This window comes from Verrucosispora sp. CNZ293 (assembly GCF_002754655.1).
On sequence record NZ_PEFR01000001.1, the window covers coordinates 4303716 to 4322922 of the forward strand.

Genomic DNA, 19207 nt, shown 5'->3' on the forward strand with positions numbered 1-19207 from the left:
GGTTGCGGACGAACCGGATGCCGAGGCCCTCGGCCTCGATGATCGCCTCACCCATCAGAGTTCCTTGAGCACTGCGGGTTCGAGCCGACGGAACGCCCACCAGCCGGCTACCAGCAGCAGCACGCTGATGCCGACGGTGGTGCCGAGCATCCGGGCGCCCGGGAACTCGTCCGGATACCAGACCGCGTGATGCAGTTGGAAGATGCCGACAAGCGGGTTGAGTTCGTAGGCCGCCCTGAGCCAGCCCGGCAGGCCCGAGTCGCGGACCAGGCTCAGCGGGTAGATGATCGGCGTGGCGTAGAAGAGCACCCGGATGACCAGGCGCATGAACCGCTCCACGTCCCGCATCAGCACGTTGAACGCGGACAGCAGCAACGCCAGCCCGACCAGCAGGATCGCCTGCACCAGCACCGCGAGCGGCAGGGCGAGCAGCGACCAGCCCGGATCGATCCGGCCCTGCGCGGCGTACCAGACCGCGATGGCGGCCAGGATCGGCAGGCCGGCGGCGTACTCGGCGAAGCGGCCGACGACGCGGCCGATCGGAAAGACCTGCCGGGGCACGTTCATCGTGGTGATCAACCGGGACTGGCCGGTGAGCGCGTGGGTGGCCTCGCTCAACGCCGAACTGGTCCACATCCAGGCGAAGATCCCGGTGATCAGGAAAAGTGGGTACGACCCGGCCGCCTCGCCGAGATGGCGGTTGGTGTCGCGGGAGTAGAGCACGCCGAAGACGAACCAGTAGATCGCGCCCATGCCCAGCGGCTCGATCAGCGACCAGAGGTAACCCAGCACCGACTGCTGGTACTTCACCGCCAGGTCGCGTCTGACCAGAATGCGCAGCGAACTGCGGTGCGACCACAACGCCCCGACGCCAGAGGTCACCGCCGTCTCCCGCCTGCTGAACGGACGACAGGTTAGCAGCCGGTGAACACCGCCCGACGAGCCCTCAGCACTCGATCACGTTGACGGCCAGGCCACCGCGCGCCGTCTCCTTGTACTTCACCTTCATGTCCGCGCCGGTCTCCCGCATGGTCTTGATGACCTTGTCGAGCGAGACGGCGTGCACCCCGTCGCCGCGCAGCGCCAGCCGGGCGGCGGTGATCGCCTTGATGCTAGCCACCGCGTTGCGCTCGATGCACGGGATCTGCACCAGGCCACCGACCGGGTCGCAGGTCAGGCCCAGGTTGTGCTCCATACCGATCTCTGCGGCGTTCTCCACCTGGGCCGGGGTACCGCCCAGCGCCTCGGCCAGCCCGGCGGCGGCCATCGAGCAGGCCGAGCCGACCTCGCCCTGGCAACCCACCTCCGCGCCGGAGATCGACGCGTTCTCCTTGAACAGCACCCCGATGGCGCCGGCCGCCAGCAGGAACCGGACCACCCCCTCGTCGGAGGCGCCAGGTACGAACCGGGTGTAGTAGTGCAGTACCGCCGGGATGATCCCGGCGGCCCCGTTCGTCGGCGCGGTCACCACCCGGCCGCCGGCCGCGTTCTCCTCGTTGACGGCCAGCGCGAACAGCGTCACCCAGTCCATCACGTGCAGCGGATCACCAACCGTGCCGGTGACCGGTCCGGCGGGCGCGGCGGCGGCCGGGGTGTGCGGGCTGCCGGTCAGGCCGGCGGCGTCAGCCTCCAGGCTGCGACGGAGTTCGGCGGCGCGGCGGCGCACCTTCAGGCCACCGGGCAGGGTGCCGTCCCGGGTGCAGCCGCGCTCGACGCACTCACGCATGACCCGCCAGATGTCGAGCAGCCCGGCTCGGACGTCCGCCTCGGACCGCCAGGACACCTCGTTCGCGAGCATGACCTCGCTTATCGAAAGCCCGGTCGCGGCGGTCACGTCGAGCAGTTGTGCGCCGGTGAGGAACGGGTACCGGACCGGGGTGCTGTCCGGCTTGATCCGGTCCGCCCCGGCCGCCGCCTCGTCCACCACGAACCCGCCACCCACGGAGTAGTAGGTGCGCGTCCGCAGCTCGGCCCCGCTCGCGTCGAACGCCGAGAAGATCATCCCGTTCGGGTGGTACGGCAACGACCGGCGGCGGTGCAGCGTCAGGTCCCGCTCCGGGTCAAAGTCGATCTCGTGCGTACCGAGCAGGGGCAGCCGGTGCTCCGCTCGGATCCGGCCCACCCGCGCCTCGACGCTGTCGGTGTCGACCGTTTCCGGAGCCTCGCCGGCCAGACCGAGCAGCACCGCCCGGTCACTGCCGTGTCCGTGCCCGGTGGCGCCGAGGGAACCGAACAACTCTGCCCGCACCCGGGCGGTCCCGGTGAGCAGACCGTCGGCCTTGAGCCCGGCGACGAAGGTACGCGCCGCCCGCATCGGCCCCACCGTGTGCGAGCTCGACGGCCCGATGCCCACGCTGAACAGGTCGAACACGCTGATCATGACTGTGCCTTCTCGCCGTCGCCGGGGTTACCGGTAAGCGGCCGGTCGTGGTCGGGCTCCGTGCTGCGGAGCCGACCCGGTCGTGGCCGGTTCCCGGTACGGTCCGGCCCTGGTGACGCCCGGGTGAGGGCGTCCGACCGGCGAGCCTACCCCTGGCCCCGGTGACAGGCGTCGTCCGGAGCCCACGCGGGTATGCACCTACGGGTCAGCAGGGTGGCCTTCCTCCTCGGGACCGAGGGCAGGGCGGCCATCCATCCCTAGCGTTGATTTCAGCAGCGGCGGATCGCCGCAGAGGGGAAGTATCGACGATGAGTCGCAAACTGGTCCGCCCCCGCGAGGGGCGCATGTTCGCCGGGGTCTGCGCCGGTCTGGCGCGACGGTTCGGGACGTCCGCCGGATTGATCCGGCTGCTGTTCCTGCTGTCGCTGCTCCTGCCGGGCACTCAGGTGGTCGTCTACCTGGCCCTCTGGATCATCATGCCCAACGAGGACCGCCACCTGGCCGCCCGCCACTGACCACCCACCTGCCTCCGCCGTGCCGCGCACCCCTGTTTACGGCGGCGCATGGCACGGCGGCGGGGGCAGTCAGGGGGCGATGTAGGTGACGTTTACCTGCTCGAAGCCGAGCGAGCGGAGCAGCCCCTCAAGCATCTTGCGGGTGTTCTCCTCGGCCCGGGCGTTCAGGCCGCTGTCCCGGGCCGCCGCGGTGATCCGATCCTCGGCCAGCCGGTAGACCTCCTGCTGCCGGTTCGGGTCACCGTCGATCAGGTCACCGACGCGGTTGAGCAGGCCGCGCTCCTCCGCGAAGACGTAGCTCTTCTCCAGGTCGAGGTTGGTCTCGGCCAGTTGCGGCGCCGGCAGCTTGATCTCGACCGACTTCCCGTCGGCCGACTGCACGATCGCCCCCTCGGTGAGGGTGCCGAAGTCGACGTACGCCTCGACGCTGCCCGACCCGACGAACAAGGTCCGCTGGTTGAGCAGCCAGTCCGGCACGTTGCGCCGATCGTTCTGCAGGTCGACCACGACCTGGAAGTTGCCCTCGGCGGCCACGTAGCGGCTGAGATCCTGCATCGACTGGAGCAGCGCCGGCTGAGAGCGGTCGGTCTGCTCCTTGGTGAACGGGTTGCGGAACTCGGGAAGGATCCCGGTGGTCTGCACGCCGAGCAGCACCACCACCGCGAGCGCCGCCGCGCCGAGCACCCAGAGCAGGGCGCGGACCGCGCCGCCACCGGAGGGCGAAGCCTGCGGTGGTGTGTCCGGGTCGTCCGTGAGCACATCGCCCGACCGCTGGTCGGTAAACCTGCTGGTGGGCTCGTTGATGTCGCCGTCGCGTGCCATCGCCCTCACCGTCCTGTCAGACGCGGTCTCTGTTGATGACGGTAAGCCCAACCTACGACAGCCGCTCGCCGAGCCCGTCAGATGGCGTGGGCCGGGTTCAGGTGAACGCCGACACGCCGGTGAGTCGCTGCCCGACGACCAGCTGGTGGATCTCCGAGGTGCCCTCGTAGGTCAGCACGCTCTCCAGGTTGTTGGCGTGCCGCATCACCGGGTAGTCGCCGGAGACCCCGTTGGCGCCGAGGATGGTCCGGCACTGCCGGGCGATGGCCAGCGCCTCCCGGACGTTGTTGAGCTTGCCGACGCTCACCTGCTCGGGGCGCAGTTTCCCGGCGTCGGCGAGCCGACCGAGCTGGAGCGCCAGCAGGTAGCCCTTGTTCCACTCGACAGCCATGTCGGCGAGCTTGGCCTGGGTGAGTTGGAAGCCGGCCAGCGGCCGACCGAACTGGGTACGGGTGGTCGCGTACGTCAGGGCGGTCTCCAGGCAGTCGCGAGCCGCGCCGAGGGCACCCCAGACGATGCCGTGCCGGGCCTCCGTCAGGCAGCTCAACGGCGCCTTCAGCCCGGTCGCGCCGGGCAGCTCGGCGTCCGCCGGCAGCCGGACGTCGGCGAGGGAGATCTCCCCGGTCAGCGAGGCGCGCAGCGACATCTTCCGGGCGATCTCCCGGGCCGTCACCCCCGGCGTGTCCATCGGTACGGCGAAGCCCCGCACGCCGGAGTCGGTACGCGCCCAGATCACCGCCACATCGGCGATCGGCGCGTTGGTGATCCACATCTTGGTGCCGTCGAGCACCCAGTCGTCGCCGTCGCGGCGTGCCCGGGTGGCCATCGAGGCCGGGTCGGAGCCGTGCTCCGGCTCGGTCAGCCCGAACGAGCCGATCGCCTCACCGGCCGCCATCGCCGGCAGCCAGCGCTGCTTCTGCTCCTCGCTGCCGTAGCGCCAGATCGCGTACATGGCCAACGAACCCTGCACCGAGACCAGGGACCGGACACCCGAGTCACCGGCCTCCAGTTCCAGGCAGGCCAACCCGTACGCGACGGCAGTCGAACCGGCGCAGCCGTACCCGGTCAGGTGCATGCCGAGCAGGCCGAGCTTGCCGAATTCGCGGGCCAGTTCGCGGGCCGGCACCTGGCCTGCCTCGTACCAGCCGGCGACGTGCGGGCGTACCAGGTCGTCAACCACCTGGCGCACGACGGCGCGGATCTGTCGCTCGTCCTCGGTCAGCGATGCGTCAAGGTCGAGCAGGTCCACCTGGGTCACTCGACCGCCTCGGCGAGCAGGAACACCCGGGCGTGGATCTGGTTGCGCTGTTGCAGCGCGGCACGCAGCGCCCGGTGCAGGCCGTCCTCCAGGTAGAGACCACCGTTCCACTGCACGACGTGCGGGAACAGGTCACCGTAGAAGGTGGAGTCCTCGGCGAGGAGCTTGTCCAGCGCCAGTTCGCGCTTGGTGGTGATGAGCTGATCCAGACGCAGCGGACGGGGCGGAATCTCCGCCCACTGCTTAAGGGTCAGGTTGTGCTCCGGGTAGGGACGTCCGTCCCGGACCGCTCTGAAAATCACGACGGCACGCTCCCCTCCCCCTGGCCGGCCGTACCACGACGCCGGGCCGCGTCGCGGCACTGCGCCACGACCTGCGGCGTCGATGACCGTGCCAGCGTAGCCGGACCTCGCACGCCACGTTCTGCTCCCTGATGCCAGTTTCACCACCGGTCGTCCGGTTCTCAACCGGACGAACCCACCGGTTCGGGTCAGCTCCACCGCCCCCGCCGGACGACCTCGTCCACCGGACGGCGCCCCCGACGCAGCGACGGTGACCGGTGGTCGGGGGCGCGATAACCGATAGTGAGGGCACCGATCGGGTGGTACGCCTCCGGCACACCGAACGCCTCCCGGTAGGACTCCAACCGCTGCGGCGGGATGCCGAAGAAGCACGAACCCAGCCCCTCGTCCACTGCGGTGAGCATCATCAGCAGCGCGGCGAAGCCGGTGTCGACGTACCAGTAGGGCACCGGCCAACGATCCGTCGACCGGTCCGCCCACCCCTTGTCCGGCTCGGCGTACCGCTCCAGGTAGACCGAGCGATTGGCGTGCGGCACCACGATCAGCGGGGCCCGGCGCATCCCGGTGAGCCACCGCCCCGTCCCGCCGCCCTCCGGGGTGCTGGCCGTCCAGAAGCGCTCCCGGTCCTCCGGCGACTCCAGCACCAGAAAGCCCCAGCCCTGGGAGAAGCCGGCGGACGGGGCCCGCACCGCGTGCTCCAGCAGCCGCTCCAGCACCTGAGGCGGGACCGGCCGGTCCGGGTCGTAGTTGCGCACCATCCGACGCCGCCGGACCACCTCCGCGAACTCCACGCCCTACTACTCCTCCACTTGCCCGCCCGACGGTTGACCGAGCGCTCAGACGCCTGGCCGGATGCCCCAGCTCCCGCGCCAGATGTCGCCCGGGGACAGGGTGATGAGATCCCGGCCGGACCGGAACGCGTCCGGCGGGCAGGTCATCGGCTCCACCGCCACCGATCGGCGGAACCGCTCGCCGGTGAGCGTGTCGCCGGTGAAGACCTGCCACCAGCCGAACTGGTCGTCGGCCCAGATCCGCAGCCCGGCGGAGTTGTCCGGCCCGGTGAGCGTCACCGAGGAGCCGCCGTCGGCGTCCCGGGCCACCTGCCCGAAGGCGAGATCCAGCACCGCGTCGCCGATCCGGCGCGGCTCGGTGTAGTCGTATTCGCTGCCGGTCACCACGGCCGCGCCGACCGGCAGCAGCCGGCCGTCGAGCATCAGCCGGGTCCGGCCGGGTACCCGCAGCGCGATGTCCTCCACGGGCACCCCCGGCAGCCGCAGGTACGGGTGCACGGAGAAGCCGAAGGGCACCGCCTCGGTGCCGATGTTCGTCACCTCGTGCTCGGCGCGCAACCCGTCGGCTCCCACGCTCCACCTGGTACGCAGTCGCAGCGGCCACGGGTACCCGGGCTGCGGCAGCAGGTCGTAGCCGACCGTGACCTCGTCCGGTCGCTGCTCGATCAGGTGCCACGACGCCCAGTTCACCAGGCCGTGGATGGCGTTGTGCCGCTCCGGCTCGGTCAGGTTCAGCTGCCTGGACTGCCCGCCGAAGGTGTAGACACCGTCGCGGATCCGGTTCGGCCAGGGCGCGAGCACCTGCCCCGCCGAGCCCGGGCACACCTCGTCGGTGGCGTACCCGTCGAGGTGCTCGACCCCGTCCTGGCGGTAGGCGCGGAGCCCGCCGCCCACCTCGACGATTACCGCCTCGTGACCGGCGGCTGAGATGCTCCACTGCGCTCCCGACAGGGGGAGCGGATCGCGGCTGTCCATGTCGCCAGACCCTAGCCGCCGACGCCGTAGTTCGCTCGTCACGGTCGGCGGCCCTGGTCAGGCTCGGGCCCACCCGCCACGGTCGGCGGGCGGTAGCGGGTCAACGCCGGGAAGGCCACGGCGAGCAGCACCGCGAGCACCGCCGCCGCGACACCGCCACCGACCCAGGCCACGCCGCTGCCGAACCCGGCCGCCATCGCGCCGGCCCGCAGGTCGCCCAGGCGCGGTCCGCCGGCCACCACCACCGTGTTGACGCCCTGGAGCCGGCCGCGCATCCGGTCAGGGGCGTAGATCAGCAGCATCGACTGTCGCACCACCGAGCTGACCAGGTCGGCGGCACCGGCCAGCACCAGCAGGACGACCACCAGCCAGAGTTGGCCGGCCAACCCGGCCAGCGCCACCGCGACGCCCCAGGCCACCACGGCGAGCACCAGCACCAGACCCTGCCGTCGCACCCGGCCGATCCAGCCCGAGACCAGGCCGGCGAGCAGCGAGCCGATCGCGATGGAGCTGTAGAGCCAGCCGACCGCCGCACCGCCACCGAACCGTTCGGTCGCCACCTCGGGGAAGAGGGCCCGGGGGAAGGCGAACACCATCGCGATCAGGTCGATGGCGAAGGAGAGCAGCAGCACCGGGCTGCCGGCCAGGTACCGCACCCCGTCCACGATGCTGCGCAGCCCCGCCTGCCGGGGCCCGCCGTCCGGGTCGGGCTCCGGCGGCATGGCCGGCAGCCGCAGCGCCGCCCAGACCAGGGCGGCGAGCAGCGTCGCGTCCACGGCGTACGCGACCGGCAGGGCCACCCCGAGGTCCCAGATCGCCAGGATCAGGCCGGCGGCGAGTGGCCCGAGGACCGCTGTCGCCATCGCGGTGGTGAAGTTCAGCGTGGTGGCCGCCGGCACCAGCTCGATCGGGACCAGCCGGGCCACGAGGGCGCCACGGGCCGGACCGGAGATGGCGAACGCCACTGAACTCAACGCGACAAGGGCCAGCAGGAGGACCGGGCTGCCGACGTCGAGCAGCGCCTGGGCCAGCAGCCCCAGCACCGCCACCCAGAGCAGCACGGAGCCGCCGAGCAGCACCCGCCGTCGGTCGATGGCGTCGGCGACCGCGCCACCCCAGAGCCCGAAGACCAGCAGTGGTACGAAGGCGGCGACGCCGAGCAGACCGACCCAGAGGGAGTCCTCGGTGAGCGCGTACATCTCCACCGGAACGGCGACGGCGGTGAACTGGAAACCGAACATCGCGATGGCGTTGCCGATCCACAGCCGCCGGTACGCCGGCACCCGCAGCGGGCGCAGATCGATCGCCCAGCGGCGCTGCTCGCGCGGCCGGTCGGTGCTGCCGACGGTCACGGTGCCAGCCGCTCCACGATCCAGCCCGCGTCGGTACGGCGGAACCGCAGCCGGTCGTGCAGCCGGCTGGCCCGGCCCTGCCAGAACTCGACCGAGTCGGGACGCACCCGCAGCCCACCCCAGTGCGGTGGGGCGGGGATCGGCTCCACGTCGGCGAAGCGCTCCGCCGCGGCCCGGTACGCGTCGTCGAGGGCGGCCCGGTCCGGCAGCACCGACGACTGGGCGCTGGCCCAGGCGCCGAGCTGCGAACCGCGCGGGCGGCTGGCGAAGTACGCCTCCGTCTGCGCCCGGTCGAGTCGTTCCACCGGGCCGGCGACGATCACCTGCCGCTGCATGGGGAACCAGGGAAAGAGCAGGCTGGCGTACGGGTTGGCGGCCACCTCGACGCCCTTGCGGGAGCCGTAGTTGGTGAAGAGCACGAACCCCTCCGGGTCGTACCCCTTGAGCAGCACCGTCCGCGCGCTCGGCCGGCCGGCCGCGTCAGCGGTGCCGAACACCATGGCGTTCGGCTCGGGCAGCTCGGCGGCGACCGCGTCGGCGAACCACCTGTCGAACTGGGTGTGCCAGTCGGCGGCCAGTTCGCTCTCCGTCAGGCCCGACTCGGCGGCGTACTCGTGCCGCATGCCGGCCGGCACCGGTGTGTCCCCCATCACGTTCCCGCTCCTCCCCCGTCGGGCCGGTACGCGCCCGGCGACCAGCCCGTCCGGCCCAGTCTTATCGGTGCCGGAAGGGGACCGGCAAGCGGGATGTCGCCAGCAGCACATCGACAGCGTCTCGCGCACCCGGCCACCAGCAGGCAAGATGTCACGAACACATCCCTGAGGGTCGCCTAAGGCGCTCACCCGGCCGGGGCCGGGACACCGAGCCCGGGCGGGCGCACCGACCACACACCAGGAGCAGTGAGATGGCCGATTTCAAACCCGGACTTGAGGGCGTCGTAGCCTTCGAAACCGAGATCGCCGAGCCCGACCGCGAGGGCGGTGCGCTGCGCTATCGCGGGGTCGACATCGAGGACCTGATCGGCCAGGTCTCCTTCGGCAACGTCTGGGCGCTGCTCGTCGACGGCCGCTTCGGCCCGGGCCTGCCGCCGGCCGAGCCGTTCCCGGTGCCGGTGCACTCCGGTGACATCCGGGTCGACGTGCAGTCCGCCGTCGCCATGCTCGCTCCGTACTGGGGCCTGCAGCAGCTGCTGGACATCTCCGACGAGCAGGCCCGCGAGGACCTTGCCCGGGTGTCGGTCACCGCACTCTCCTTCGTCGCCCAGTCCGCGCGCGGCCTCGGACTGCCGGCGGTCCCGCAGAAGGAGATCGACAAGGCGGAGACCGTCGTCGAGCGCTTCATGAAGCGGTGGCGCGGTGAGCCCGATCCCCGGCACGTCAAGGCGGTCGACGCGTACTTCATCTCGGCGGCCGAGCACGGCCTGAACGCCTCCACCTTCACCGCCCGGATCGTCGCCTCCACCGGCGCGGACGCCGCCGCCTGCATCTCCTCCGGCATCGGCGCGCTCTCCGGTCCGTTGCACGGCGGCGCCCCGTCGCGGGTGCTGACCATGCTGGAGGCGGTCGAGCGCAGCGGCGACGCGGAGGGCTACGTCAAGGGGGTGCTCGACCGGGGCGAGCGGCTGATGGGCTTCGGCCACCGGGTCTACCGGGCCGAGGACCCGCGCGCCCGGGTGCTCCGCCGCACCGCCAAGGAACTGGGTGCCCCGCGCTTCGAGGTCGCCGAGGCCCTGGAGAAGGCCGCCCTCGCCGAGTTGCAGGCCCGCCGGCCCGACCGGGTGCTCGCCACGAACGTCGAGTTCTGGTCCGCCGTGGTGCTCGACTTCGCCGAGGTACCGGCGCACATGTTCACCTCCATGTTCACCTGCGCCCGGATGGGCGGCTGGAGCGCGCACATCCTGGAGCAGAAGAAGCTCCAGCGGCTGGTCCGCCCCTCGGCCCGCTACGTGGGCCCGGGCACCCGTAAGCCGCACGAGGTCGACGGCTGGGACGCCGTCCCGCACGACGTCTGAGATACCGCGAAAGGGCCCCTCCGCCGGATGGCGGAGGGGCCCTTTCCGACTCGCTCGGGCAGCGGGCCAGGTCAGGTGGCTGTGGCGGACGCCTCACGGTTCAGGGTGGGACCAGCGCCCGGACCGGCGGTGACTGGTGCGAGGATGAAGTTCGGCAGCGCTGCCGGACGGGCTCCGACCCGGCAACGCCGTGCGATCACGCACGTGCCCGCCGTCGGTCCGCGCCCATTCTGCTCACCCGGGCCCCGACCCATGCGGAAGGATCTTGAACACCGTGGCTGACGCACCGACCATCCGGATTCCCGACGAGATCAAGCCCGCCGACGGCCGATTCGGCTGCGGGCCGTCCAAGGTCCGTCCGGCCGCGGTCTCCGCGCTCGCCGAGGTGGCCACGAGCTACCTGGGCACCTCGCACCGGCAGAAGACCGTCCGCGACCAGGTGGCCCGGTTGCGCTCCGGCATCGCCCAGTTCTTCTCGCTCCCCGACGGCTACGAGGTGATCATCGGCAACGGTGGCACCACCGCCTTCTGGGAGGTCGCCACGTTCGGACTGATCCGCGACCGGGCCCAGTTCGCCAGCTTCGGCGAGTTCGGCGCCAAGTTCGCCAAGGCCGTCAAGGACGCGCCGTTCCTCGGCGAGCCGACGGTCCGCAAGTCCGACGCGGGCAGCGCCCCGGCCCTGGTCGCCGAGGCGGGCGTGGACGTCTACGCCACCCCGCACAACGAGACCTCGACCGGCGTCGCGGTGCCGATCAGCCGGGTGGCCGGCGCGGACCCGGGCTCGCTGCTGCTAGTCGACGCCACCTCCGGTGCCGGCGGGCTTGAGGTGAACGTGGGCGAGACCGACGTCTACTACTTCGCCCCCAGAAGTGCTTCGGCTCCGACGGCGGGCTCTGGCTGGCCCTGATGTCGCCGGCCGCGCTGGAGCGGGCCGCCGAGATCAAGGCATCCGGGCGGTACATCCCGGCGTTCCTCGACCTGGTCACCGCGATCGACAACTCCCGGCTGGAGCAGACGTACAACACCCCGGCGTTGGCGACCATCTTCCTCGCCGCGGAGCAGACCGACTGGATGAACTCCCAGGGCGGCCTGGCCTGGGCGGCCAAGCGCACCGCCGAGAGCGCCGCGATCGTGTACGGCTGGGCCGAGCGCTCGTCCGTCGCGACGCCCTTCGTCACCGACCCGGCACTGCGCTCCAACGTGGTCGCCACCATCGACTTCGCCGACGGGGTGGACGCGGGCGCGATCGCCAAGGCGTTGCGCGCCAACGGCATCGTCGACACCGAGCCGTACCGCAAGCTGGGCCGCAACCAGCTGCGGGTCGCGCTCTTCCCGGCCGTCGAGCCGTCCGACGTCGAAGCGCTCACCGCTTCCATCGACTACGTCATCGAGCGGCTGTAGGACAGTAGGCCGGACGTGACCACGGGCCCGGCACCCCGGACGGGGGTGCCGGGCCCGCACCGTACGACGCCACTGTCGACCGCCGGACGCTCGGGTGACACCGCACCACTTCGGACCTGATACGCGCCACTGTCCGCCGCCGGCAGCTGACCCGTCGCACAGCCGCGGAGCAGGTGGATCCGCCGCTTACCCGGGCGTGGCGTCTCCCACCGGGAGACGGATGGGCGTACCGTGGAGCGCAACGCCCCGGGTGGCCGGCTCGTGGCGTACGGCCAGCGAAGCGGGACGGAGGCAACGCGATGCGCCCAGTACGCTTCGTCGCCCTCTCCGAGGACGGCCAGGCCCTGGTGCTCGCCGACGAGGTCGGGCGACTGCTCGCCCTGCCGTTGGACGAGCGTATCGCCGGAGCGCTGCACGCCGAGCCGGGTACGCCCACGCTCGCGGTGGCACCGGCCGCCGCCGACCCGGTGCCTTCCCTGTCTCCTCGGGACATTCAGGCCCGGATCCGCTCCGGTGAGTCCGCTGAGGACGTCGCCCGGATCGCCGGTGTCCCGGTTGACCGGGTGCTCCGCTACGCCGGGCCGGTGCTCCAGGAACGCGCGATGCTCGCCCAGCATGCCCGGCGCACCCGACTCAAGGGCGCCGAGAAGCCCACGCCGCTCGCCGAGGTGGTGAACGGCCGGCTCGCCCAACACGGGATCGACACCGAGAAGATCTCCTGGGACGCGTGGCGGCGTGACGACGGCACCTGGCGGATCGTCGCCACCTGGCCGTCCGGCAAGGCCACCGCCCAGGCGGTCTGGGATCTGGACAAGACCCGGCAGTCGGTCGCCCCGCACGACGACATGGCGCAATATCTGTGCGCCGAGCGCCCGACGCCGATCCTGGGCCAGGAACCAGCACCGGAGCGGGGCGGCCACGCCCTGCCCGGCCCGTCGCGCGGCGAGCCGAGCCGAGGTGGGCACGGGCTGCCGTCGCCCGCCGAGCCGGGGCGCTCGGGTCGGGACCCGATCCGCGCCGGCCGCGACGCCCTGCTCGCCTCCCTCGACCGGCCGCTCGGCTCGACCTCGGGCCGTGGTCTCGAGCCACGTTCACCGGCCGCGCTCGCCGGCGGTCCGGACGCGCAGCGCCAGCGGGCCGTCTCCGGGGGCGCTGCCGCGCTGCTCGGCGGCGGCCAGGGCTCCGCTTTTGACGACGACGCGGACGCGCCGAAGGAGGTCCCGGCGGTGCCCTCGTTGGCGGTGCTGCGCCCCCGCCGGACGAACGCCCCAGCCGCCGGTGCCACCGACTCCGCCGAGTCCGGCGGCAAGCCGCGCAAGCGCCTACCCAGTTGGGACGACGTCCTCTTCGGCACCGGCCCCGCAGCCCGAGAGTCCTCCTGACCCCCAGTCCCCACACCCACCCACCCCGCCGACGCTCCCTCTCTCCCTCTCTGCGCCGATCTTGCACTTCTTGTCGGGACATCAGTCTGATAACGGACGTTTCAGCGACCAAAAGTGCAAGATCGGCGGGAAGTTGGCGGGGGCGGGGGGTCAGAGGGGCCAGGTGGCGAGTTGGTGATAGCGCGAGGGGGGTCCGGGGCGGCTCTGCACCAGGACCAACTCCTCGGCCGGCCAGGACGGGCCGAGGTAACCGTCGAGGGTGGCCAGGTCCGCCTCGATGTCGGCGTGCGGCATCCGGTCGCCGGGACGGGCGACGGTCAGGTGCGGCCGGAAGGGCCTTTCGTCGACTGGCAGTCCGGCTGCGGCCAGCCCGGCGCGAACGACGCCAGCCAGGGCCATCAGGCGGGACACGTCGCCGCGGACGTCGACCCAGACCACGGTGCTGCGGCCCCAGCCGAACCGGCCACCGCCGCCCAGGCGTAGGACAGGCGGGCCGGCCCGCCCTGCGCCCAGCACAGCACCTCCGCGAGCAGCGTCGACGGCGACACCGAGCACCTGGCGCACCTCGGCCAGCCGGGCGGCATCGACCTCGCCGAGGAAGGCGAGCGTGAGATGGGCCATCGTCGGATCGACCAGCCGGACGTTGGTGCCGGCAGCCGAGGCCGCCGCGAGACGCAGCCCGGCCACCTGCCCGGTCAGATGCGCGATGGTCTCGGCCGGCGGATAGATCGCGATGAAGAGTCGCACCTGTCACAGGATGGCAGTCAGAGCCACCGTTCGGGTTGCTCGGGGCGGGCGGCCGGCAGTCGTAGGCCGGCGGCGTCCAGCTCGGCCTCGACCCGTACCCGTTCGATCTGCCGGTCGAGCCCGGTCAACTCGGCGAGATGCTCGGTGATGCCCAGCGCCCGGCAGGCGAGGCGGAGCCGGTCGTCGTACGCGTCGAGCACGTCGCTGTGCCACACGACAGTCCTGCTGCCGCCGGCCCGGTCCCGGCGCAGGCACCGCAGGTCGGCGGCGATCTGTTCCAAGGGCCGCCGGTCCATCCGGTCGAGCGCGTCGAGGTCGATCCGGTCGGCGACCGCGACCGCGTCGGTGGCCTCATTCAGCCGGACGATCAGACGCCGTTCCCGGCGCCGCTGCCGCCACTCGCCGTATCCACAGCTCAGCCGGTCGACGACCTCGTCGGTGCAGATGACCAGCGCGATCAGCACCGGCACGAAGACCACAGCCGCCAGCGCCACAGCCAGGAGCAGTAAGCGTAGGACCTCCACCCATCGAAGCTATGCCGCTGCGGAGCGTCAGGTAACCGATTTTCCGCATTCTGCGGGCCCGACGGCCGGCCCGGCGACGGGCTGGCCCGCAGTGCCGACTCCGCTCACACCTCGGTGACGTAGAACCGGGGCAGCGGAAGCACCCGGAACCGCAGCCGGGCCCCGGCCCGGCGCAGCTGCCAGGCCAGCGCGAGCAGCGCGGTGGTCAGCGAGAGCAGCCCACCGGCCCAGATGCTGGCACCGGCGCCGAAGGTCTCCGCGACCCAGCCGATGATCGGTGCGCCGACCGGGTTGGTGCCCAGGAACACCAGCACCCACAGCGCCATCACCCGGCCCCGGAACGCGGCGTCGGTGCCGAGTTGCACCCGCTGGTTCGCCGCCTGGGCGAAGTAGACCATGAAGAAGCCGGTGGGCGGCAGCAGGGCCACCACCATCCAGTACGCCGGGGCCAGTCCGACGAGGGTGCCGAAGGTGGCGCAGCCGACCGCGGCGCCCAGCACCAGCCAGACCGAGGGACGGCTCCGCCGGCCGGTTCCGGCGAGCGCACCGATCAGCGCGCCGACGGCGAGCGTGGTGCTGAACAGACCGAACGAGGCGGCCCCGGTGTTGAAGACGGTCTTCGCCAGCGCCGCAAGCGTCAGTTGGAAGTTGAACAGCGACATCCCGATCACCGACATCACCACCATCGGGAGCAGCAGGTCGGGGCGTCGGCCGACGTAGCGCAGCCCGTCGAGCACAGTCGCGGCGGCCCGCTCGTCGCGCGGTGGCAGCGGGTCCCGGTGCAGTTCGGCCGGACGCATCCGGATCACCGTGACCAGCGGCGCGATCGAGCTGAGCGCGGTGACCAGGAAGACCGGCCCGACGTCGAAGGCGGCGATGGCCAGCCCGGCCACGGCCGGGCCGACGATGCGGGCCGAGTTGAACACTGCCGCGTTGAGCGAGAGTGCGTTGGGCAGCAGCGACGTGCCGACAAGTTCGGAGACGAACGCCTGGCGTACCGGGGTCTCCACCGCGTTTGCCACGCCGAGCAGGGCGGCGAAGACGAAGACGTGCCACAACTGGACCAGGCCGGTGAGTACCAGCAGGCTCATGGCCAGCGACAGCACGGTCCAGAACGCGTTGGCCACGAAGAGGAGCATCCGCTTGTCGTACCGGTCGGCGAGCCGGCCGGAGAGCAGCGTGAGCAGCAGTACCGGGGTGAACTGGAGCGCGACGACCACGCCGAGCGCGGTTGCCGAGTCGCCGGAAAGCTCGAGGACCAGCCAGTCCTGGGCGATGAACATCATCCAGACACCGATCAGCTTGACCAGTTGCCCGAATGCGAAGAGCCGGTAGTTGCGGACCTGTAGGGACTGGAACATCGTGCTCAGCCTTGCCTGCACTCTTGGTGCGCCTCCTCGCGGTCGTACGCGTCGTCAACGACGGACGGCACGGCGCGGGGCACACCAGGTGTGCGCGGCGTCAGGCTCGGGAGAGTCGCTGGAGGATCTCCGCTGCGTGGTGCAGGGTCTCCCGGTCGGGGTCGCTCAACTCGGCCAGCCGGCGGGCCAGCCATTCGTCCCGGACCCGCTCGAACTGGTCGAGCACGGCCCGGCCCCCCTCGGTCGTCGCGAGGATGACCTGCCGACCGTCGGTCGGGTGTGGGGTGCGCTGCACGAGGCCGCGCTCCTCCAGCTTCGCGACGATCTTCGTCATCGTCGGTGGCTGCACCCGTTCGACGTCGGCGAGTTCCCGCGGCGTGAGCGCGCCCGCCAACCGAAGGCTGGTGAGCGCGGACAGTTGGGTGACCGTCAGGTCACCTACCGGCCGGGCCTGGCGGACCCGCCGGTTCAACCGGGTGATCGCATCACGCAACTGAAGGGCCAGTTGCGCCGGTGGCATGCTCTGAGCCGTCACCGTCCGCTCCGTCACGATAGTTAGCCTAACTAATTAGCTGACCGAGCCGCAGCGGATATGACCATGCTCACCACGACGTTTCTCCTGCTCCGGGCCGGGCGCACGAATCACGTCGAGTGGATCACGCAGGCCCGGCCCGGGCGGCTGTCAGAAGAGCAGCGTCTCGATCGGACCGCGCAGGAAGTACACCACGAACAGCGCCGCCACCGCGTACAGCAGCGGGTGGATTTCCCGGGACTTGCCCTTGGCCAGCTTGACCACCACGTACACGATCAGCCCGGCCCCGATCCCGTTGGAGATCGAGTAGGTGAACGGCATCAACACGATGGTGAGGAAGGCCGGGATGGCGATCTCGTAGTCGGACCAGTCGATGGTCCGTACCGCCGTCATCATCAGGAAGCCGACCACCACCAGTGCGACCGACGCCGCCTCGAACGGGACGACCACCACCAGCGGCGCGAGGAACGTGGCCAGCAGGAAGAGCACGCCGGTGACCAGGTTGGCCACCCCGGTCCGGGCGCCCTCCGCGACACCGGCGGCACTCTCGATGTACGACGTGTTGCTGGAGACGCTCGCCGCACCACCACTCGCCGCCGCGATCGAGTCGACGAGCAGGATCTCCCGGGTACGCGGCGGGGTGCCCTGCTCGTCGAGCATGCCGCCCTCCTGACCGACGGCCACCATCGTGCCCATCGTGTCGAAGAAGTCGGTGATGAGCAGGGTGAAGATGAACATCAGCACGACCAGCCAACCGGCCCGCCCCCACGAGTCCAGCACGTTGAACTGGCCGAGCAGGGACAGGTCCGGAACGTCGAACGGGTTGCTCGGCAGCGTCGGGACGTTCAGCGACCAGCCCTTCGGGTTCGGCACACCGTCGACGAAGGACGGGCCGATGTTGCCCACCGCCTCCACCACCATGGCCAACACCGTGGAGGCGAGGATGCCGACCAGGATGGCGCCCTTCACCCGCCGCACCACAAGCACCAGGGTCACCAGCAGACCCACCACGAAGACCAGCATCGGCCAACTGACGAGTTTGCCGCCGATGCCCAGGCCGAGCGGGACCGTGGTGTTCGCCTCGTCCGGAATCCGCCGCACGAAGCCGGCGTCCACCAGGCCGATGATGGTGAGGAAGAGGCCGATGCCGACGCCGATCGCCGTCTTCATCTGGGTCGGCACCGAACGGAACACGGCGGTACGCAGCCCGGTCAGCACCAGCACCGCGATGATCAGACCCTCGATCACCACCAGGCCCATCGCGTCGGCCCAGGTCATCTCGGGGGCGATCTCGTACGCCACCAGGGCGTTGACCCCGAGCCCGGCGGCGACCGCCAGCGGGAACCGACCGACCACGCCCATCAGGATGGTCATCAGCCCGGCGACCAGGGCGGTGGCCGCGGCGATCGCGGGGATCGGCAGGGTCTGGTTGTCACCGTCGACGGCGCTGCCGAGGATGAGCGGATTGAGCACCACGATGTACGCCATCGTGAAGAAGGTGGCGAGGCCACCGCGCACCTCGCGGGTCAGCGTCGAGCCGCGGGCCGAAATCTCGAAGTACCGGTCGAAGCCGTTACGCGGCTGACCGGAACCGGGTGGGGTGCCGTTGTCGGGCGGCGCTACTGCCATCAGGAACCTCACAGCGGATCATCGGGTTGTCGCGCGCATCGTCGCAGATGACCGGACTGCCGGGAAGCAGGGTCACGTAGGCTGGCCGGGTGCCCACCCCGCCACCCCGCCCTGAGCCGCTCGATCCGCCGATGGTGCCGTTCGCACTCGCCGGAATGGCAGCCTGGGCCGTCGCCGGGTTGGTGCTGCTGCTCTTCCGCGACCGGTTGGCCGCCAGTGGCCACGAGAACTGGCTTTGGATCTGCCTGGCCGGATTCCTGTGGGGCTTCCCCGGTCTGGCGGTGATGATGAGGCACGACGCCAATCGCCGCCGCCGTCGCGCCGCCGGTTGAGCCGGCGGCCGGCCACCGTCAGGAGTGCCCGTACGGCTCCGCCGGCTCGCCGCTCTCGACCGAACCGGACGCACGGCTGACCGCCATCGGCTCCACCGCGCTGTCGTCGTAGACGGTGGGCATCTCGTCGACAGCCGTGTCGGCTTCGACAAGGGTCTCCGAGTGGGCGCCACAGCCATGGTCGGTGCTGACCACCCGGCCGTCGTCCGGTGCGTAGAAGTTGCCGCAGACACCGAAGCACTGCCGCAACCTGCCCGCGAGTGGCAGGTAGAAGCCGCAGGTGCCACAGCGGGCGGGCGCGGAGGCGGAGATCGGTGCCGAGGGGCCGTGATCGCCGTCGTACCAGCGCTGGGCCGTCTCGATCCGTCCCTCCCGCGACATCACCCGGGGCCGACCGAGCCCCAGCTCCCAGGCGGTCTCCTCGACCGCCGGGTCGTCGGAGAGGAGGTAGCCGGGTTGGAGCCGCTCGTCGTCGGACGGGGTCGGCAGCAGGTCGCCGGGGCCCAGGTCGCCGGGCTTGAGACGCTCCTGCCAGGGCAGCCAGCCGGGCGCCAGCAACGCGTCAGGCCCGGGCAGCAGGACCGTCTCACAGATCGTCACGGTACGACTGCGCGGCACCCGCGTCACGGTGACCGCCCACCGCCAGCCGCGGTAGCCGGCCAGCCGGCACTCGAAGTAGTGGGTGACAAGTCTGTCACCCTCGGCAACGACCTGGAGGTGGTCGCCGACGTCGTCGGGGCCCACCTCGGTGATGCCGGCGCGCGCCACCTCGACGGCAGCGGCGCAGACCTGGTCAAGACGGGCGGCACGGGCGGAGGCGGGCCTGGTCACCCGACCATTGTTCCCCATCGGGTGGGTGGGCTGTGAGGCACTCCCCAGAGGTGTTCTCCGGC

Annotated in this window: 19 protein-coding genes and 1 pseudogene; 5 read left to right on the forward strand and 15 right to left on the reverse strand. The window is 71.4% G+C overall.

Annotation, left to right across the window (positions count from 1 at the left end; translation table 11 throughout):
• Positions 1-54 precede the first annotated feature (54 nt).
• Positions 55-882 (reverse strand): ABC transporter permease, encoded by an 828-nt coding sequence (locus CLT74_RS19540; protein WP_099847813.1) that lies wholly within the window; start codon positions 880-882, stop codon positions 55-57.
• A gap of 64 nt (positions 883-946) precedes the next feature.
• Complete coding sequence (locus tag CLT74_RS19545) at positions 947-2380, reverse strand: L-serine ammonia-lyase (RefSeq protein ID WP_099847814.1); 1434 nt, start codon at positions 2378-2380, stop codon at positions 947-949.
• A 308-nt stretch (positions 2381-2688) separates the two neighbouring features.
• Here CLT74_RS19545 and CLT74_RS19550 point away from each other — a divergent pair, with 308 nt between their 5' ends.
• Positions 2689-2895, forward strand: coding sequence for a PspC domain-containing protein (locus tag CLT74_RS19550; RefSeq protein ID WP_099847815.1), 207 nt, complete (start codon positions 2689-2691; stop codon positions 2893-2895).
• Between the two features lie 69 nt (positions 2896-2964).
• On the opposite strand, the gene CLT74_RS19555 is transcribed toward CLT74_RS19550, so the two are convergent.
• From CLT74_RS19555 to pdxH, 7 genes are all read right to left on the reverse strand, one after another.
• Positions 2965-3717, reverse strand: a complete 753-nt coding sequence (locus tag CLT74_RS19555; protein WP_099847816.1) for a DUF4230 domain-containing protein — start codon at positions 3715-3717, stop codon at positions 2965-2967.
• A gap of 97 nt (positions 3718-3814) precedes the next feature.
• Positions 3815-4975: an acyl-CoA dehydrogenase family protein gene (locus CLT74_RS19560; RefSeq protein WP_099847817.1), complete on the reverse strand. Its 1161-nt coding sequence runs from the start codon at positions 4973-4975 to the stop codon at positions 3815-3817.
• On the reverse strand, positions 4972-5277 hold the full coding sequence (locus CLT74_RS19565) for a type II toxin-antitoxin system VapB family antitoxin (protein WP_099847818.1): 306 nt from the start codon (positions 5275-5277) through the stop codon (positions 4972-4974). The genes CLT74_RS19560 and CLT74_RS19565 overlap by 4 nt, the downstream gene beginning before the upstream one ends.
• A 188-nt stretch (positions 5278-5465) precedes the next feature.
• The gene (locus CLT74_RS19570) at positions 5466-6068 is read right to left on the reverse strand and encodes a nitroreductase family protein (protein ID WP_099847819.1); all 603 of its coding nucleotides are present in this window, start codon (positions 6066-6068) and stop codon (positions 5466-5468) included.
• Positions 6069-6113: 45 nt separating this feature from the next.
• Positions 6114-7043: an aldose 1-epimerase family protein gene (locus CLT74_RS19575; protein ID WP_099847820.1), complete on the reverse strand. Its 930-nt coding sequence runs from the start codon at positions 7041-7043 to the stop codon at positions 6114-6116.
• Positions 7044-7081: 38 nt separating this feature from the next.
• On the reverse strand, positions 7082-8395 hold the full coding sequence (locus CLT74_RS19580; protein WP_099847821.1) for an MFS transporter: 1314 nt from the start codon (positions 8393-8395) through the stop codon (positions 7082-7084).
• Positions 8392-9045, reverse strand: coding sequence for a pyridoxal 5'-phosphate synthase (pdxH, locus tag CLT74_RS19585; RefSeq protein ID WP_486582422.1), 654 nt, complete (start codon positions 9043-9045; stop codon positions 8392-8394). The genes CLT74_RS19580 and pdxH overlap by 4 nt, the downstream gene beginning before the upstream one ends.
• Positions 9046-9299: 254 nt before the next feature.
• Between pdxH and CLT74_RS19590 the strand changes: the two genes are divergently transcribed.
• The 3 genes and pseudogenes from CLT74_RS19590 to sepH all read left to right on the forward strand — a co-directional run bounded on the left by CLT74_RS19590 (position 9300) and on the right by sepH (position 13189).
• On the forward strand, positions 9300-10406 hold the full coding sequence (locus CLT74_RS19590; protein ID WP_099847822.1) for a citrate synthase 2: 1107 nt from the start codon (positions 9300-9302) through the stop codon (positions 10404-10406).
• Between the two features lie 274 nt (positions 10407-10680).
• Positions 10681-11807: pseudogene (gene serC, locus CLT74_RS19595) on the forward strand (phosphoserine transaminase).
• Between the two features lie 299 nt (positions 11808-12106).
• Positions 12107-13189, forward strand: coding sequence for a septation protein SepH (gene sepH, locus CLT74_RS19600; RefSeq protein ID WP_099847823.1), 1083 nt, complete (start codon positions 12107-12109; stop codon positions 13187-13189).
• Positions 13190-13339: 150 nt separating this feature from the next.
• Here the strand turns inward: sepH and thpR are convergent, their stop codons facing one another.
• The 5 genes from thpR to CLT74_RS19625 all read right to left on the reverse strand — a co-directional run bounded on the left by thpR (position 13340) and on the right by CLT74_RS19625 (position 17982).
• On the reverse strand, positions 13340-13936 hold the full coding sequence (gene thpR / locus CLT74_RS19605; protein WP_099847824.1) for an RNA 2',3'-cyclic phosphodiesterase: 597 nt from the start codon (positions 13934-13936) through the stop codon (positions 13340-13342).
• 17 nt (positions 13937-13953) lie between these two features.
• A complete protein-coding gene (locus tag CLT74_RS19610) occupies positions 13954-14460 on the reverse strand; it encodes a hypothetical protein (protein WP_099847825.1) in 507 nt (168 codons plus the stop codon).
• Positions 14461-14564: 104 nt separating this feature from the next.
• A complete protein-coding gene (locus CLT74_RS19615) occupies positions 14565-15842 on the reverse strand; it encodes an MFS transporter (protein ID WP_099847826.1) in 1278 nt (425 codons plus the stop codon).
• Between the two features lie 79 nt (positions 15843-15921).
• Positions 15922-16371 (reverse strand): MarR family transcriptional regulator, encoded by a 450-nt coding sequence (locus tag CLT74_RS19620; RefSeq protein ID WP_099847827.1) that lies wholly within the window; start codon positions 16369-16371, stop codon positions 15922-15924.
• A 132-nt stretch (positions 16372-16503) separates the two neighbouring features.
• Complete coding sequence (locus tag CLT74_RS19625) at positions 16504-17982, reverse strand: NCS2 family permease (RefSeq protein WP_099852414.1); 1479 nt, start codon at positions 17980-17982, stop codon at positions 16504-16506.
• A gap of 89 nt (positions 17983-18071) precedes the next feature.
• On the opposite strand from CLT74_RS19625, the gene CLT74_RS19630 reads away from it, so the two are divergent.
• Positions 18072-18314: a DUF2530 domain-containing protein gene (locus tag CLT74_RS19630; RefSeq protein WP_099847828.1), complete on the forward strand. Its 243-nt coding sequence runs from the start codon at positions 18072-18074 to the stop codon at positions 18312-18314.
• An 18-nt stretch (positions 18315-18332) separates the two neighbouring features.
• Here CLT74_RS19630 and CLT74_RS19635 read toward each other — a convergent pair whose 3' ends face one another.
• Complete coding sequence (locus tag CLT74_RS19635) at positions 18333-19163, reverse strand: DUF3027 domain-containing protein (RefSeq protein ID WP_099847829.1); 831 nt, start codon at positions 19161-19163, stop codon at positions 18333-18335.
• Positions 19164-19207: the final 44 nt, after the last annotated feature.